Below are 14,831 nucleotides of genomic sequence, written 5' to 3' on the forward strand. Positions count from 1 at the left end.
TTCGTATCCCTGACATGCCGTTTACCAAAGCTTTGGAAACGATGACTTACTAGGGGTGCATGCCGAAGTGGCCTCCGATCCGGTGCATCGTTGCCACCCTGCTGCTGCTGCTGGCAAGCATCGTCGCTGCGCCGGCGGTCGCGGCTACCGGTACGCCGCTGCGGACCTGCATCTTGCCCGCAACATTGTTGTCCGGGATCGCTGGCGACGCGTTGCCAGGGGCGCTGTTCGCGCATCCCGACCGGTTCGATTGTACGACCAGAGCGACCGATTTCGGCGCGGGCGATTTCTGGGTCCTGTCGCAACCGCTGCCACAGGCTGCAGTGGGCGGCCCCGTCACCCAGGTCCGGCAGGCGAGCCTGTGGCAGAACCGGGTCACCCTCTACGTCCTGTATGCCGATGGCGCGATCCGGCATATCGGCTTCACCAGCGCCACCGCCGGTGAGCATCTGATGCTGGGCGCCGTGGTGCAGCTGGCATTGCCACGCCATCACGTCCACCCGACGCGGCTGCTCTGGCATATCGAGGGATCGCTCAATCGTCGTGGCGTACTGGTAGGACCGGCGCTGGTCGATCACCGCACCGCTGCCAATACCGAAATTACGATGGCGGCGCTCTATGCGGCCTTCGCCGGCATGTGCCTGGCATTGCTCGTCTACAATCTGGCGCTTTGGGCAGCACTGCGGCAGGCGTTCCAGCCGGCTTATTGCCTGATGGTGTTGTGCCTGCTGGCCTATGCCTTCACCTCATCGGGGCTGCTCGGCCAGTTGACCGGTATCGACAACAACGATCGGCAGCGGCTGAGCTATGTGCTGCTCGGCTGGTCCGCCGCGACCGCGATGGTGTTCGCCCGCGCATTTCTGGAACAGCGCGTCTTCGACGGCTGGCTGCGGCCGTACAGCAACCTCGTCATCGCGTTCCTGCTGATCGCCACCGGCAGCTACGCCATTCTGTCACCGCGCTTTGCGGACATTACCGATCCGCTGAGCACCTTCGCGTATCTGCTGGTGATCACCTGGCTGGTGCCGGTGCTTGTCCGCGCCTGGCGGCGGCGCAGCAACTATCTCTGGATCTTCGCCCTCGCCTGGGGCGCGCCGGTTGCGCTGGCCGGCGTCCGTGTCCTCGCCGCGTTCAACCTGATCGGCTGGCAGATGTGGATCGACAATTCGACGCTGCTGGCGATGGCGCTGGAGGCGGCGCTGTCGTCGCTCGGCGTCGCCTATCGCATTCGCCTGCTCAGCGTCGAGCGGGACGAGGCACGCGAGCAGGAGATCGCCGCCCGCCTGCTCGCCGCGACCGATCCGCTGACCGGCCTGCTCAACCGCCGCGCTTTTCTGGACAATGCGATCGGGCGGACGGAAGACCACCAGCTGATCCTGATCGACATCGACCATTTCAAGAGCATCAACGAGACGATCGGCCATGACGGCGGCGACGAGGTGCTGCGCGTGATCGCAAGGGCCTTGCGCGCCTCCGCGACGCCCGAGGCGCTGGTAGCGCGCGTCGGCGGCGAGGAATTCGCGATGATCGCTCCGGCCGAGGCGCCACTCGACGCGCGTGGCGTGCTCGACAGGCTGCGCATGGAGCGGATGCCGTTCGACCTGACCGTCACTGCCAGCATCGGCACCTGCATCGGCCCGCTGACCCGCGAGACTGACTGGAAGGCGATGTATCGCTGCGCCGATCGCGCCTTGTTCGAGGCGAAGGCGGCAGGCCGCGACCGCGTGCGTAACGGCGCGACGCTTGCCGACGCCGCCTGACGGGCCGCTGGCAGCCGCCTCGACTTTCTGCTACGCATCGTCGGGGAGGACATGCTGGATGACGGACCGTCGTAAATTGGCAATCGCCGCACTGGCGGTCGTGACGATCGTAGCGGTGCGCCACCCGACTCCGAACATCCGCCTGTTGACCCATGACGTTGGTGATACACAACCCCATCGCGTGCAGGCGGCGATCGACCTGGGGCTGATGGGCTTCTCCGTCCTTTATACCTGGACCGCGCGCCGTACCTGATTGATCAGCCGATCACGGTCTTCAGGTTCATGAATTCGTGCAGCCCGTATGGACCGAGCTCCCGCCCGTAACCCGACCGCTTGATACCGCCGAACGGGGCCTCCGGACTGGAGGCCAGCATCGCGTTCACCGCGATCATGCCAGCCTCGATATCCCGCTCGAACCGGTCGCGCTCGGCCGGGTCGCGTGTCCAGACCGACGATCCGAGGCCGAACGGCACGTCGTTCGCCAGCGCGATCGCGGCGTCGATATCGGCGGCGCGGAACACCATCGCGACAGGACCGAACAATTCCTCCTGCGCCGCCGGATGATCGATCGGCACGTCGACCAATATTCCGGCCGACATATAAGCGCCCCTGCCTGGCAACGCCTCGCCGCCGAACAACAGCTTGCCGCCGGCGCGCCGGATCGCCTCGAGCTGGCCGAGCGTGGTGGCGCGCTGCTCTTCGCTCGACAGCGGTCCCATGTCGGTGTCGCCGTCCATCGGATCGCCGGCCTTGACTGCGCGCATCGCCGTCGAGAACCGCTCCAGGAAAGCATCATAGACGTCGGTATGGACGATCATCCGTTTGGCGCAGATGCACGACTGGCCGGTGTTCTGCACCCGCGCCTTCACCGCCTGCTGGACCGCAGCGTCTAGATCGGCCGAGGGCATGACGATAAACGGATCCGACCCACCCAGTTCCAGCACCGCTTTCTTCAGGTGACGCCCCGCCGCCTCGGCGACCTTGATCCCCGCGCTCTCGCTGCCGGTCAGCGTCACCGCAACGATGCGCGAATCTGCGATCAGGGCATCAACCTTGTCGCTCTTGATCGCAAGGTTCTGAAACAAGCCGGCGGGCGCACCCGCCGCGACGATCATCCGTTCGATCGCCGCGCCGCACCCTTGCGTCAGCGAAGCATGCTTCAGCAACCCGACATTGCCCGCCATGATCGTCGGCGCGGCAAAGCGAACGACCTGCCAGTACGGGAAATTCCACGGCATGACGGCCAGTACCGGTCCCAGCGGCAGCCAGCGCGCGGTGGCGGGACCGTTTGGCGTCTGGAACGTTGCCGGCGCGAGCATCGCCGGTCCCTCCTGGGCATAGTGACGAAACGCCGCGGCGCATTTCTGCACCTCGGCGATGGCCGATGACAGGGTCTTGCCCATCTCGCGCGTCGCGATCTCCGCCAGTTCGCGCACATTGGCCTCGAACTGTTCCGCGATACGTTCCAGCAAGGCGGTCCGCTCGTCGTACGTCGTCGTCCGCCATCGCACATACGCGGCAGCGGCGCGGGCGATCTTGTCCTCCAGTTCGGCGGCGGTGAGCTCGGCAATGCTGGCGCCGGCGATGCCGGTAGCGGGATCGATACTTGTGAACATCAACGGCCAACGCGCCGCAATCGCGAGCGATCCCGCTTCTTGCACCCGCCCCGCCCGTGCCGCATAGCGACACGCATGGATACGCCGATCGAAACCCTGTCGTTCGAGGACGCCCTCAAGGAACTGGAACGCATCGTCGGCCGGTTGGAAAGCGGAGAGGCGACGCTGGACGAGTCGATCCAGCTTTACGAGCGGGGCGACCGCCTGCGCCAGCGCTGCGCGGAACGGCTCGACGCCGCGCAGGCCCGGATCGAGGCAATCCGTCTGGATGCCGACGGCAAGGCCGCCGGTACCCGCCCCTTTGCCGCGGGCTGAGGCGATGCAGCCTGCGTTAGCGGACGCCATGGCGACCGTGTCGGCCGACATCGACGCGCGGTTCGACCGATTGCTTGCGGTGCCGGACGATCCCCGGTCGAGCCTGTATGAAGCGATGCGCCATGCCGCGATCGGCGGCGGCAAGCGGCTGCGACCGCTGCTGCTGTGCGCCACCGCCGACCTGTTTGGCGTGTCGCGCGACTGTTCGGGCGAGGTCGCGACGGCTGTGGAAGCGATCCACGTCTATTCGCTGATCCACGACGACCTGCCGGCGATGGACGACGACGATCTGCGCCGCGGCAAGCCGACCGTGCACAAGGCGTATGACGAGGCGACGGCCATCCTCGCGGGCGATTGCCTGCACGCACTGGCATTCGAGATTCTCGCCGATCCCGATACGCATCCGGACCCGTTCGTGCGCGCCGATCTGGTGATGGAACTCGCTCGCGCGTCCGGCCCTTCGGGCATGGCGGGCGGGCAGATGATGGATCTGGTCGCCGAACGATCACGGTTCGACCTGCCGACCGTCACCCGGTTGCAGCAGATGAAGACCGGTGCGTTGATTTCTGTATCGGTCGAAATGGGCGCGATTCTGGGCCGGGTGCCGCCGGAGGGTCGCACCGGCCTGCGCGGCTATGCCCACGACCTCGGCCTCGCCTTCCAGATCGCCGACGATCTGCTCGATGCCGAGGGCGACGAGGCGATCGCCGGCAAGAAGCTGCGCAAGGACGAGGGCGCGGGCAAGGAGACGTTCCTGTCGCTGCTCGGCATCGACCGTGCGCGCGAACAATGCCGCATGCTGGTGGATCAGGCGGTGCAGCATCTGCATGGCCATGGGCCAGAGGCGGATGTGTTGCGCGACGTTGCGCGCTACGTGGTCGAACGGGACCATTGAGGCCATTCGGGGGCAACGAAATGAGTGAACGGATCGGCGTCTATCCCGGCACTTTCGACCCCGTGACGCTGGGGCATATGGACATCATTCGCCGCGGTGCGAAGCTGGTCGACAGACTGGTGATCGGGGTGACGACCAATCCATCCAAATCGCCGATGTTCACGATCGAGGAACGGATGGCGATCGTGCGCCGAGAGGTGGCAGATGTCGGGGGTGCGATCGACGTCGTCGCGTTCGATTCACTGCTGATGGATTTCGCCGAGCGCGAGGGTGCGAAGGTCATCATCCGCGGTCTGCGTGCGGTAGCCGACTTCGAGTACGAATATCAGATGGCGGGGATGAACCAGCAGATCAACCCGCGGGTCGAGACGGTATTCCTGATGGCAGACGTCGCGCTGCAACCGATCGCCAGTCGATTGGTCAAGGAAATCGCGCTGTTCGGCGGACCGATCGGGAAGTTCGTGACACCCGCCGTTTGCGAGGAGGTCGTTGCGCGAGTCGAGGTGCTGGGCCGCAAGGGCAGCTGATCCCCCCTTATCGTCGCTCAGGCTACATTGTTGTCAGAGCTCTTCCGACTGCCGGTTCCTTTCCCCGCCACCAGCAAGTCTCCGCCCCATTCCGGCCACGATGTTCAGTTTGGTGCAATCAGTGATTTGGTTTAAGCCGCCCGGCATCACCAGAGTTGGAAATTTCATGCGTCCGTTCGCCCGTTTGTTCGCGTTCCTCCTGTGCCTGTTCGCGGTGCCTGCATTCGCGCAGACGCTGCCGGTAGAGGTCGCCGGCCGCGCTACCCCGCCGCTGACCACCGACAAGGAAAATCTGTGGCTCCTCGACCTTTCCGACGGTGGACGGGTAACGATCTGGCTGCGTCCTGACGTGGCGCCGAAGATGGTCGAGCGGGTGAAGCTGCTGACCCGCCAGGGCTTCTACAACGGTCTTGCATTTCATCGCGTGATCGACGGCTTCATGGCGCAGGGCGGCGATCCCAAGGGCGACGGCACCGGCGGGTCGACGCTCCCCAATGTCGCCGCGGAGTTCAACTACCTCCCCCACGTCCGCGGCGTCGTGTCCGCGGCACGTGCCGATGACGAGAACAGCGCCAACAGCCAGTTCTTCATCGTCTTCCAGCCGCGCCTCAACCTGGACAAAAAGTACACCGTTTTCGGCCGTGTGATCGAGGGCATGCAATATGTCGACGCGATCGAACGCGGTGAGCCGCCGACGGACCCCACCAAGGTCATCCGCGCCTATATCGCCGCCGACAACCCTCCCCCCTACACGCCTGCCGCCGCGCCTGCGCCGGTAACGCTCGGCGCGCCCGTGACTCTGCCCGGCAGCAGCAGTCCGGCGGGCAAGGCCGTACCGAAGCGCGCGTCCGCCACCAGGGCACCCGCTGCCGCAAAGTGAAAGTCGACCTCTTCGATTTCGTGCTGCCGCCGGAACGCATCGCGCTGCGGCCGGCGGTGCCGCGCGACACTGCCCGGCTGCTGGTGCTTGATGGCAATGCGACGCGCGATCTGACGGTGGGCGATCTGCCCGACCAGTTGCGCGCTGGCGATTGCCTCGTCTTCAACGACACCCGCGTCATTCCCGCCCGGCTCGACGGCCGGCGTGGAGACGCGAAGATCGGCGCGACGCTGCACAAGCGCGAAGGGGCGCGACGCTGGCGCGCCTTCATCCGCAACGCCAAGCGACTGCGTGACGGCGACGCGATCGACTTCGGTAATGGTGTCACCGCTACCGCATCGGACCGTGCCGAGGACGGCAGCTTCGCGCTCGATTTCGCCGGTGACGAACCGGTCGAACTGCTGCTCGAGCGCGCCGGCCGGATGCCTTTGCCGCCCTATATCGCGGCCAAGCGGCCGACGGACGCACAGGACGCCGACGATTACCAGACGATGTTCGCCGCCGAGCCCGGCGCCGTCGCCGCGCCGACCGCCGCGCTGCACTTCACGCCGGACTTGATCGCCGCGCTCGATAAGGCAGGCGTCTCGCACGAGATGCTGACACTGCATGTCGGTGCCGGCACCTTCCTGCCCGTCAAGGCCGACGATACCGCCGATCACCGCATGCATGCCGAATGGGGCCGGATCGACGCCGCGACCGCCGACCGCCTGAACGCCGTCCGCGCCCGCGGGGGTCGCGTCATCGCCATCGGCACCACCTCGCTCCGCCTGATCGAGAGCGCGACGGGTGAGGATGGCGTCATCCGACCGCTCGCGGGCGATACATCGATCTTCATCACGCCCGGCTACGTGTTCAGGGGTATCGACGGACTGCTGACGAACTTCCATCTGCCCAAATCGACACTGTTCATGCTGGTATCGGCGCTGATGGGGCGGGAGCGGATGCAGGCAGCCTATGCGCATGCGATCGATCGGGGGTATCGCTTCTATTCCTACGGCGACGCTTCGCTGCTGATCCCTTGAGCGGGATCGCATGCCGGGAATGGCTATCGTCGTGCGGCGAAGCCGACTAAGCACATGCTACGATCGCAATTTCCTTTTGCGGACCCGGATTAGGCGCAGGAACCGTCAGTGTCGCAACAACAAGGATCAGTGTTCGCGTCCACCGGCATCGACGGGCTGGATGACATCCTCAACGGGGGTTTGACGCCCGAGCGGCTTTATCTGGTCGAGGGAACGCCCGGCACCGGCAAGACCACGCTGGGTCTCGGTTTCCTGTTGACCGGGGCCGCTGCCGGTCAGACCGGCCTGTATATCACGCTCGCCGAGACCGAAGTGGAACTGCGGGCGGTCGCCGACACGCATGGCTGGACGCTCGATCCGATCACGATCTTCGAGATGGTACCTGCGGACGGGCTGGGTGGCGATCACGAACAGACGCTGCTGCACCCCAGCGAGGTCGAACTCGGCGAAACGGTACGGGCGATCATGGCCAGGGTGGACGAGATCCGGCCGGCCCGCGTCGTCATCGACAGTCTGTCCGAGTTGCGGCTGCTGGCGCAAAGTCCGGTGCGTTATCGCCGGCAGATCCTGGCGCTGAAGCATTATTTCTCGACCCGCCAGTGCACCGTGCTGGTCCTCGACGACAAGAGCGCCTCGGGTGGCGACTTGCAATTGCACAGCATCGCGCATGGCGTCATCTCGCTGGAACAGACGCTGTCGGGTTTTGGGGCGCAGCGTCGCCGCATGCATGTGGTCAAGATGCGCGGCGTGCGCTTCCGCGGCGGTTATCACGATTTCGAGATCGAACGCGGCGGCCTGTGCGTCTATCCGCGGCTGGTGGCGTCGGAACATCACGATGATGGCGAGATGCCGTTCGTGTCTACGGGTTCACCGGCGTTCGATGCGCTGCTGGGCGGCGGCCTCGTCACCGGCACCGCGACGCTGCTGACCGGTCCGGCGGGCGTCGGTAAAACTACTGCAACGGTCCAATGCATGGTCGCCGCCCTGAAACGCGGCGATCCGGCGTCCTATTTCCTGTTCGACGAACGGGCGGCGACATTAAAGGCGCGATCGAAGGCGCTTGGCATGGATTTGCAGCCATTCATCGATTCGAGACAATTGACGCTGCGGGCGATCGATCCTGCGGAGCTGTCGCCAGGCGAATTCGCCGCGACCGTGCGCGCTGCGGTGGAGCAGGACGGCGCGCGAATGATCGTGGTCGACAGCCTCAATGCGTACCTGCAGTCGATGCCGAGCGAGCAGTTCCTAATCCTTCAGATGCACGAGTTACTGACCTATCTGGGCCAGCGCGGCGTGGTGTCGATGCTGATCTTGGGAATGCACGGCATCATGGGCGACGTGCGCGCCGACGTCGATCTCAGCTATCTCGCAGACACTGCGGTCCAGTTGCGCTATTTCGAGGCGTTCGGTGAGGTACGCCAGGCGATATCGGTCATTAAGACACGAACCGCGCGTCATGAACGGATGATCCGCGAATTCCGGATTGAGGAGGCGGGCCTGACGTTTGGCGAACCGCTGAAGGAGTTCCGTGGCGTGCTGACCGGCGTGCCGACGTTCCAGGGCGAAGGCGTTGCACTGCTGGCGTCGCACGATGCCATACCCGTGGGCGATCGTGGCGACGATATCGTCACCTGAGATGGACGGGGCCGTCCTGATCCTAGCTCCCCGCGGACGCGATGCGGCGGTGGCGGCCGACCTGCTACGGCGTGGCGGCATTCGGGCGGACGTCGTCGCCGATCTGCCCGCCCTGATGGCGGCATTGTCGAACGACGTCGCAGCCGTGCTCATCACCGAAGAAGCGCTCGCGGCAGAGGATCGGTCACCGTTGATCGCCTGGGTGGCGGCGCAACCCACCTGGTCGGACCTGCCGTTCGTTGTGCTCGCCAATGGTGCGCGTGGCCCCCGATCCGCAGCGGCATCGGAACGGGTCGGCGACCTTGGCAACGTCGTGCTGCTGGAACGCCCGCTGCATGCCGAGGCGATGCTCGGTGCGATCCGGTCGGCGATCAAGGCGCGAACGCGGCAATACGAAGTCCGCTGGGCAGCCTCGATGCTGGAAGCAGCGGTGAAGCAGCGGACCGCGGAGCTGGAGGCGGCGCGCGGCAGTCTGGAATTTGCGCTCGATGCCGCTGGCATGGGCAGTTGGGACCTCGACCTCGCCAGCGGCACAATACAGCGCAGCCTTCGCCACGACGAGATCTTCGGCTATGCCGAGCCGCAGCCGGAATGGTCGATCGAGCGGATGCTGTCGCATGTCGACCCCCGCCAGCGCGATGCGATCGCCGCCGCATTCGAAAACGCTCTCGTTATCGGCACGCTCGATATCGAATGCCCGATCCGTGGGGCGGATGGCAGCCAGCGGTGGATCACCAAAAAAGGCCGCATCCGCTTCGACTCGGCAGACCAACCGGTTCGTATGACGGGCGTCGTGACCGACATCACCACCCGCAAAGAGGCCGATGTCCAGCTGGCGCAGGCACAGAAGATGGACGCGATCGGCCAACTCACCGGCGGGGTCGCGCATGATTTCAATAATTTGCTCACGCCGATCGTCGGCAGTCTCGACATGGTCCGCCGCCGTCATCTGGATGACGAGCGCACGCAGCGGATGGTTGGCGGCGCGCTACAGGCGGCGGAGCGCGCGGCGACTTTGACCCAGCGACTGCTAGCATTCGCCCGGCGACAGGCGCTTCAACCCAAAGCGGTTGATATCGGTGCACTGATCGACGGTATGGTCGACCTGATTCGTCGTTCGCTCGGCCCGACGATCAAGGTGGTACTCGAGGTTCCGCCGAGCCTGCCGCCCGCCCGCGTCGATCCCAATCAGCTCGAACTGGCGTTGCTCAACCTCGCGATCAACGCACGCGATGCCATGCCCGGCGGCGGCCAATTGACCATTACGGTCGCCGACGCGTCGCTCACCCGACGCAACGCCATTGGCCTGGATGCCGGGCGTTATGTGCGGATCCTCGCGGGTGACACAGGCGTCGGTATGGATCAGGCGACGCTGGCTCGCGCGACCGAGCCGTTCTTTTCGACCAAGGGCGTCGGCAAGGGCACAGGGCTCGGCCTTTCGATGATTCACGGTCTGGCCGCGCAATCGGGCGGCACATTGACGCTGGCGAGCGAACCCGGTCAGGGCACCAGCGTGGAACTGTGGTTACCCGCGACGCAGGATGAGCCGACAGTCATTGCCGATCGGCGCAGTGAACCGATGCAGGCGCGGCGAGCCGCCCGGATATTGCTCGTCGACGATGAGGACATCGTCCGTTTGGCGACCGCCGACATGCTGCGCGATATCGGCTATCAGGTGGTCGAGGTATCATCGGGCAGTCAGGCGCTGACGGTGATCCGTAGCGGCGCCGAGGTCGATCTGCTGGTCACCGATTATTTGATGCCAGGTATGACCGGGGCGGCGCTGATCGGCGAGTTGCGCGGCCGCGGCCATGCCTTGCCGATGCTGTTGATCACCGGCTATGCGGCGACCGGAACGGACGTGCCCTCCGACGTACCGCGTCTTGCCAAACCGTTCCGTCAAGTCGATCTTGCGGCACAGGTCGACGACTTGCTGCACGTTGCGACGGACAGGAGCAAGGGACTGCGTATCGTCCGTTGAGCGACCGTGTCCATCCGGGCCTATCTCTCCTTAACCGTTTGCTTGCTAAGGCAGGCGAATACAGGGGCGATCTCGGGGCGGAGCGGGCGGTGGCATTGATGGGTTCGGCCGATCCAGGCCGCCGCAATACGGCGATCGACAGCGTCCGCGGGTTGCTCGTACTGGCCGTCATCCTGGGTCATTACGGAGAACTCGCCGATCGTACGAGCCTCTTGACCTGGCTCGGGACCGGGTTTCGCATGCCGCTGTTCATCGGTCTGTCGGGCTATCTGTTTAGCCTCGAACGCGCACGCGCGACGCCTCTGCCGCGATTGCTACGACGCTACAATGCGCGCCTGATCATGCCGTGGGTCGCTGCGTTGATCGTCTATCTAATTATCACCCAGCAGGTTGCGCTGCTGACGCCCTACACGATGCTGGTTCGTCCGCCGTATCACTTCTGGTTCGTGCCCGTACTGATGGCGTTCATCGTTGTGGCCGCGAGCAGCCGGCTGAGCCCGGTCGCGATGCTGGGGATTGCGATTCCCTTGAGTATTGGCGCGATGTACGTGTTTGGCGTAGGCCATGTCACGCAGGCGGCGCATGCGTCGCTGTTGGATCGTCGGTTTTTTATTTATCCGATCTATTTTTACTACGGCCTGTGGATTGCACGACGGGCGCCCGATCGCTGGCGTACTATCGCGGCAATTATGCTGGTCCCGATCGGTGTGGTCTGGTGGTGCAAGCTGTACGGTGAGCCGAACCTTGCGGGCGAGGTCGCCGCGAGCCTGCTGTCGTCGCTGGCGCTGATCTATCTGCTGCCACGCATCCGCACGATCCCGTACACCATTCCGGTGGTCGCGGAGATCGGACGCAACAGCCTGTTCTTCTATCTGTGGCACCCGATGTTGTTCGGCCTGTGGACGAACGCCGGGATGGTCGGCCTGCCGATGCTGGCGACGACGATCCTGAGCCTGATCGCCTTGCAGATGGGGCTGGCGCGTCATGCCGGGATCGCCGGCGTGCTGGGCATGATCCCGCGTCGGCCGGCGACGGCGGACGCGGCCACGCCGATACCGCTCGCCGCCGTATCGGGATCGACGACATGAACGCGGCGACGCGCTTGTTGCGGACCGGCACGATGACGGTCACGGGGCTGTTCGTCGCGGGCAGCCTGATCCTGCTATGGTCGGCGCTGGTGCCGGTGATCCCGATGCTGCGCCTGTATGCGATCGAGGTGGTACCCAATGCCGCGCCCTGGTTGCTGCTGGGCGGTATCGCCGCGCTGATCGTCGCGATCCTGTTCGACCTGCGCCGATCGACGCGTGCGACCCTTGGATTGCGGACGGCCGCCACGCTGATGGTGCTGACTGCGGGCGGGATCATCGGCCATTTCCTCGTCATCGCCTATCGCAACGACGTGCCGATCAGGATCGGCAAGACGTTGTCGTTGCGGCATTTCAGCGAAACGGGCGCGCCGGACGAAAGCCGCATCTATGCCGCGCCCGCCGGCGAACCGCTGTGGCTTGATATCTATCGACCGCCCGCCGCGCTGCGGCTGGAGCGCACACCGGTGATGATGATCGTCCACGGCGGCGGATTCGTCGGCGGCGATCGACGGGTCGGCGCGGCGAACATGCGGCATTACGCGCGGCGGGGCTGGACCGTCGTCAGCATCGACTATCGCCTGGCGCGGCCCGGACGGCCGACCTGGAATCTGGCGCTGGAAGACGTCCGGTGCGCGCTGGGCTGGATTGCCGGCAATGCGGATGCACTGGGCGTCGACGTCCGCCGGCTGACGCTGAGCGGCGTATCCGCAGGCGCGCATCTGGCGATGGCGGCAGCCTATTCCGCCGGCCCCGGTCGTGGCGCCACCGCATGCGGCGCGCAGGTGCCACGGCCCGCGGCGGTGTGGGTGCGGGCGCCCCTGATCGACCCGCGCAATTCCTGGCTGCATGACGGCGAGATGCAGGCGGTACAGCGCCATTACATGACGCTGTACCTCGGTGGATCGCCGGAGCGTTACCCGGAGCGCTATGCCGCGCTGGACCTGCGTCGCTATGCCGACCGCCGAAATCCGCCGACGCTCATCATGGCCGGACGCGAAGATCCGCTGTTGCCGGTTGCCGACGTACAGGAATTCGCGCGACGTTCGCAGGCCGCGGGCGCGACCGTGCGCCTGATCCTGTTCCCGTATTCGGGGCACGATTTCAACACGACCTATGGCGGCATTGCGAACCAGATCGTCAGGGGGGTCATACAGCAATTCAGCCGGGAGCATGGCGGCGGGCCGATGGAACGCAAGGCCACCGTCACGACGCAGGCCGGCCGCCGTTGACGGCATAATCGATCGCTGGCGATCCGGCGGCGATGCTGGCATCACGGTGGCATGCTGTTCGCCCTGCTGCTTCAAGCCGTAACGCCACCCCCGCCGGTCCTCCCGCCCGCCGGCCCCGGTCAGCCGCCGGCGACCTTCGTGGTCGAGCCGGTCGGCATGGCCCTGGCGGGGTTCGATGCCGATGGCGACGGGCGCACCACCCGCGCGGAGATGGAAGCGGGCGTGCGGCGCAGCTACGCCGCGATCGATACCGGTAATAGCGGATCGATCGGCTATATCGCCTTCGCCGACTGGGCGGAGCGCTGGCTGGGCGACCGCAACGCGCTGCCCAGCCCGTTCGAGGTGGACGGCGATGGCGACAACCGGATCACGCCTGCGGAATTGCAGGCGGCATTCCGCAAGGTGTTCGCAAGGCTCGACGCGGACAAGGACGGCAGCCTCAGCCGCAAGGAACTGCTGACGATCCGCGCCATGGCCGGACGGACGATGGGACCGCCCCGCAAGCGCTGAACCGCCGTCAGCCGCCGCCGATCCCCTCGATCACCACGCCGCTGCCGTCGCAGGCCGGACAGGCCGCATCGTCGATCCGGCCGCTGCCGTTGCAGCGCGGGCAGACATTCTCGCCCGTGCCGGGAGTGCCGGCGGGGGCCTGATCGCCCGGAGCCAAGGGTTGGTCGGTCATGTCCGTATCTCCTTCTGCCTCACCAACGCTCGACACCGCCCGCGGGCTTCGCCAAAGCGCGAGCGTCATGTCCCGTTTCGCCTTTTCCATCGCCGCCATGGATGGCCGCGCCCGTACCGGCACCATCAGCATGCAGCGCGGTGCGATCCGCACGCCCGCGTTCATGCCCGTCGGCACCGCCGCGACGGTCAAGGCGATGAAGCCCGCCGATGTCGCCGCGTCGGGCGCGGACATCATCCTCGGCAACACCTATCACCTCATGCTGCGACCGGGTGCCGAACGCGTCGCACGCCTTGGCGGGTTGCACGATTTCATGGGATGGGAGCGGCCCATCCTGACCGATTCGGGCGGATATCAGGTGATGAGCCTAGCCGACCTGACCAAGCGATCCGAAGAGGGCGTGTCGTTCAAGTCGCACCTCGATGGTACGCGGCATCTGCTCAGCCCGGAACGCTCGATCGAGATCCAGCGGCTGCTCGGGTCCAACATCGTCATGGCGTTCGACGAGCTGGTCCCGACCACCTCGACGCGGGAAGTGCAGGCAGCGGCGATGGAGCGGTCGATGCGCTGGGCGCAGCGATCACGCGACGCCTTCGACGGCGGCGGCGCGCATGCGGAGAACAACGCGATCTTCGGCATCCAGCAGGGCGCACTGGACGAAGGATTGCGCAAGGCATCGGCGGATGCGCTCATCCATATCGGCTTCGATGGCTATGCGGTCGGCGGCCTCGCGGTCGGCGAGGGGCAGGAGGCGATGTTCGGCTGCCTCGATTTCGCGCCGGGACAGCTGCCTGCCGACAAGCCGCGATATCTGATGGGCGTCGGCAAGCCCGACGATATCGTCGGCGCGGTGGAGCGCGGCATCGACATGTTCGATTGCGTGATGCCGACCCGGTCGGGGCGGACCGGACAGGCGTTTACGCGCACCGGACCGATCAACCTGCGCAACGCGAAGTTCGGCGAGGATCAGGCACCGCTCGATCCGGAATGCGCCTGCCCGGTGTGTTCGACCTGGAGCCGGGCCTATATCCATCATCTGGTCCGCGCCGGCGAAATCCTGGGTGCGATGCTGATGACCGAACATAATATCTGGTTCTACGAGGCCTTGATGGCGGACCTGCGGAGCGCCATTGCGGCCGGAGAGTTGACCCCGTTCGCGAACGCGTTCCGTGCGCGTTACCAGAGGGCCAAGGGAGAGTAA

At 65.7% G+C, this 14,831-nt stretch carries 15 protein-coding genes; 13 read left to right on the forward strand and 2 right to left on the reverse strand.

Annotated elements, in window-relative coordinates; translation table 11 throughout:
* Positions 1-59: 59 nt before the first annotated feature.
* Positions 60-1,760 (forward strand): GGDEF domain-containing protein, encoded by a 1,701-nt coding sequence (locus NF699_08800; protein ID USU06738.1) that lies wholly within the window; start codon positions 60-62, stop codon positions 1,758-1,760.
* 58 nt (positions 1,761-1,818) lie between these two features.
* Complete coding sequence (locus tag NF699_08805) at positions 1,819-2,013, forward strand: hypothetical protein (GenBank protein ID USU06739.1); 195 nt, start codon at positions 1,819-1,821, stop codon at positions 2,011-2,013.
* Positions 2,014-2,017: 4 nt separating this feature from the next.
* Here NF699_08805 and NF699_08810 read toward each other — a convergent pair whose 3' ends face one another.
* Entirely contained in the window at positions 2,018-3,376 is a 1,359-nt protein-coding gene (locus NF699_08810; GenBank protein USU07039.1) for an NAD-dependent succinate-semialdehyde dehydrogenase, read from the reverse strand.
* A gap of 75 nt (positions 3,377-3,451) precedes the next feature.
* Between NF699_08810 and NF699_08815 the strand changes: the two genes are divergently transcribed.
* The 10 genes from NF699_08815 (at position 3,452) to NF699_08860 (ending at position 13,458) form a co-directional block, all read left to right on the forward strand.
* Positions 3,452-3,691, forward strand: a complete 240-nt coding sequence (locus NF699_08815) for an exodeoxyribonuclease VII small subunit (GenBank protein USU06740.1) — start codon at positions 3,452-3,454, stop codon at positions 3,689-3,691.
* Between the two features lie 4 nt (positions 3,692-3,695).
* A complete protein-coding gene (locus tag NF699_08820; GenBank protein USU06741.1) occupies positions 3,696-4,586 on the forward strand; it encodes a polyprenyl synthetase family protein in 891 nt (296 codons plus the stop codon).
* 20 nt (positions 4,587-4,606) lie between these two features.
* A complete protein-coding gene (coaD, locus tag NF699_08825; protein USU06742.1) occupies positions 4,607-5,113 on the forward strand; it encodes a pantetheine-phosphate adenylyltransferase in 507 nt (168 codons plus the stop codon).
* A gap of 166 nt (positions 5,114-5,279) precedes the next feature.
* Positions 5,280-5,993 carry a peptidylprolyl isomerase gene (locus NF699_08830; GenBank protein ID USU06743.1) on the forward strand — a complete coding sequence of 238 codons (714 nt, stop codon included), beginning with the start codon at positions 5,280-5,282 and terminating at the stop codon, positions 5,991-5,993.
* Positions 5,990-7,015 carry a tRNA preQ1(34) S-adenosylmethionine ribosyltransferase-isomerase QueA gene (queA, locus tag NF699_08835; protein ID USU06744.1) on the forward strand — a complete coding sequence of 342 codons (1,026 nt, stop codon included), beginning with the start codon at positions 5,990-5,992 and terminating at the stop codon, positions 7,013-7,015. The genes NF699_08830 and queA overlap by 4 nt, the downstream gene beginning before the upstream one ends.
* Before the next feature lie 129 nt (positions 7,016-7,144).
* Entirely contained in the window at positions 7,145-8,650 is a 1,506-nt protein-coding gene (locus NF699_08840; GenBank protein ID USU06745.1) for an AAA family ATPase, read from the forward strand.
* A 1-nt stretch (position 8,651) separates the two neighbouring features.
* Entirely contained in the window at positions 8,652-10,631 is a 1,980-nt protein-coding gene (locus NF699_08845) for a response regulator (protein ID USU06746.1), read from the forward strand.
* Between the two features lie 98 nt (positions 10,632-10,729).
* A complete protein-coding gene (locus NF699_08850) occupies positions 10,730-11,719 on the forward strand; it encodes an acyltransferase (protein USU07040.1) in 990 nt (329 codons plus the stop codon).
* Positions 11,716-12,948, forward strand: coding sequence for an alpha/beta hydrolase (locus NF699_08855; GenBank protein ID USU06747.1), 1,233 nt, complete (start codon positions 11,716-11,718; stop codon positions 12,946-12,948). The genes NF699_08850 and NF699_08855 overlap by 4 nt, the downstream gene beginning before the upstream one ends.
* A gap of 51 nt (positions 12,949-12,999) precedes the next feature.
* The gene (locus NF699_08860; GenBank protein ID USU06748.1) at positions 13,000-13,458 is read left to right on the forward strand and encodes an EF-hand domain-containing protein; all 459 of its coding nucleotides are present in this window, start codon (positions 13,000-13,002) and stop codon (positions 13,456-13,458) included.
* A gap of 7 nt (positions 13,459-13,465) precedes the next feature.
* Here the strand turns inward: NF699_08860 and NF699_08865 are convergent, their stop codons facing one another.
* Positions 13,466-13,630 (reverse strand): hypothetical protein, encoded by a 165-nt coding sequence (locus tag NF699_08865; protein ID USU06749.1) that lies wholly within the window; start codon positions 13,628-13,630, stop codon positions 13,466-13,468.
* Between the two features lie 67 nt (positions 13,631-13,697).
* On the opposite strand from NF699_08865, the gene tgt reads away from it, so the two are divergent.
* Complete coding sequence (tgt, locus tag NF699_08870) at positions 13,698-14,831, forward strand: tRNA guanosine(34) transglycosylase Tgt (GenBank protein ID USU06750.1); 1,134 nt, start codon at positions 13,698-13,700, stop codon at positions 14,829-14,831.

The sequence above is a fragment of the Sphingomonadaceae bacterium OTU29LAMAA1 genome, from assembly GCA_024072375.1.
Lineage (GTDB): Bacteria > Pseudomonadota > Alphaproteobacteria > Sphingomonadales > Sphingomonadaceae > Sphingomonas.

Excerpts from the sequence above, each read along its gene's own strand:
- NF699_08800 (USU06738.1), top strand. The coding sequence starts at position 60 with ATGCCGAAGTGGCCTCCGATCCGGTGCATCGTTGCCACCCTGCTGCTG.
- NF699_08805 (USU06739.1), top strand. The coding sequence starts at position 1,819 with ATGACGGACCGTCGTAAATTGGCAATCGCCGCACTGGCGGTCGTGACG.
- NF699_08810 (USU07039.1), bottom strand. The coding sequence starts at position 3,376 with ATGTTCACAAGTATCGATCCCGCTACCGGCATCGCCGGCGCCAGCATT.
- NF699_08815 (USU06740.1), top strand. The coding sequence starts at position 3,452 with ATGGATACGCCGATCGAAACCCTGTCGTTCGAGGACGCCCTCAAGGAA.
- NF699_08820 (USU06741.1), top strand. The coding sequence starts at position 3,696 with ATGCAGCCTGCGTTAGCGGACGCCATGGCGACCGTGTCGGCCGACATC.
- coaD (USU06742.1), top strand. The coding sequence starts at position 4,607 with ATGAGTGAACGGATCGGCGTCTATCCCGGCACTTTCGACCCCGTGACG.
- NF699_08830 (USU06743.1), top strand. The coding sequence starts at position 5,280 with ATGCGTCCGTTCGCCCGTTTGTTCGCGTTCCTCCTGTGCCTGTTCGCG.
- NF699_08845 (USU06746.1), top strand. The coding sequence starts at position 8,652 with ATGGACGGGGCCGTCCTGATCCTAGCTCCCCGCGGACGCGATGCGGCG.
- NF699_08850 (USU07040.1), top strand. The coding sequence starts at position 10,730 with ATGGGTTCGGCCGATCCAGGCCGCCGCAATACGGCGATCGACAGCGTC.
- NF699_08855 (USU06747.1), top strand. The coding sequence starts at position 11,716 with ATGAACGCGGCGACGCGCTTGTTGCGGACCGGCACGATGACGGTCACG.
- NF699_08860 (USU06748.1), top strand. The coding sequence starts at position 13,000 with ATGCTGTTCGCCCTGCTGCTTCAAGCCGTAACGCCACCCCCGCCGGTC.
- NF699_08865 (USU06749.1), bottom strand. The coding sequence starts at position 13,630 with ATGACCGACCAACCCTTGGCTCCGGGCGATCAGGCCCCCGCCGGCACT.
- tgt (USU06750.1), top strand. The coding sequence starts at position 13,698 with ATGTCCCGTTTCGCCTTTTCCATCGCCGCCATGGATGGCCGCGCCCGT.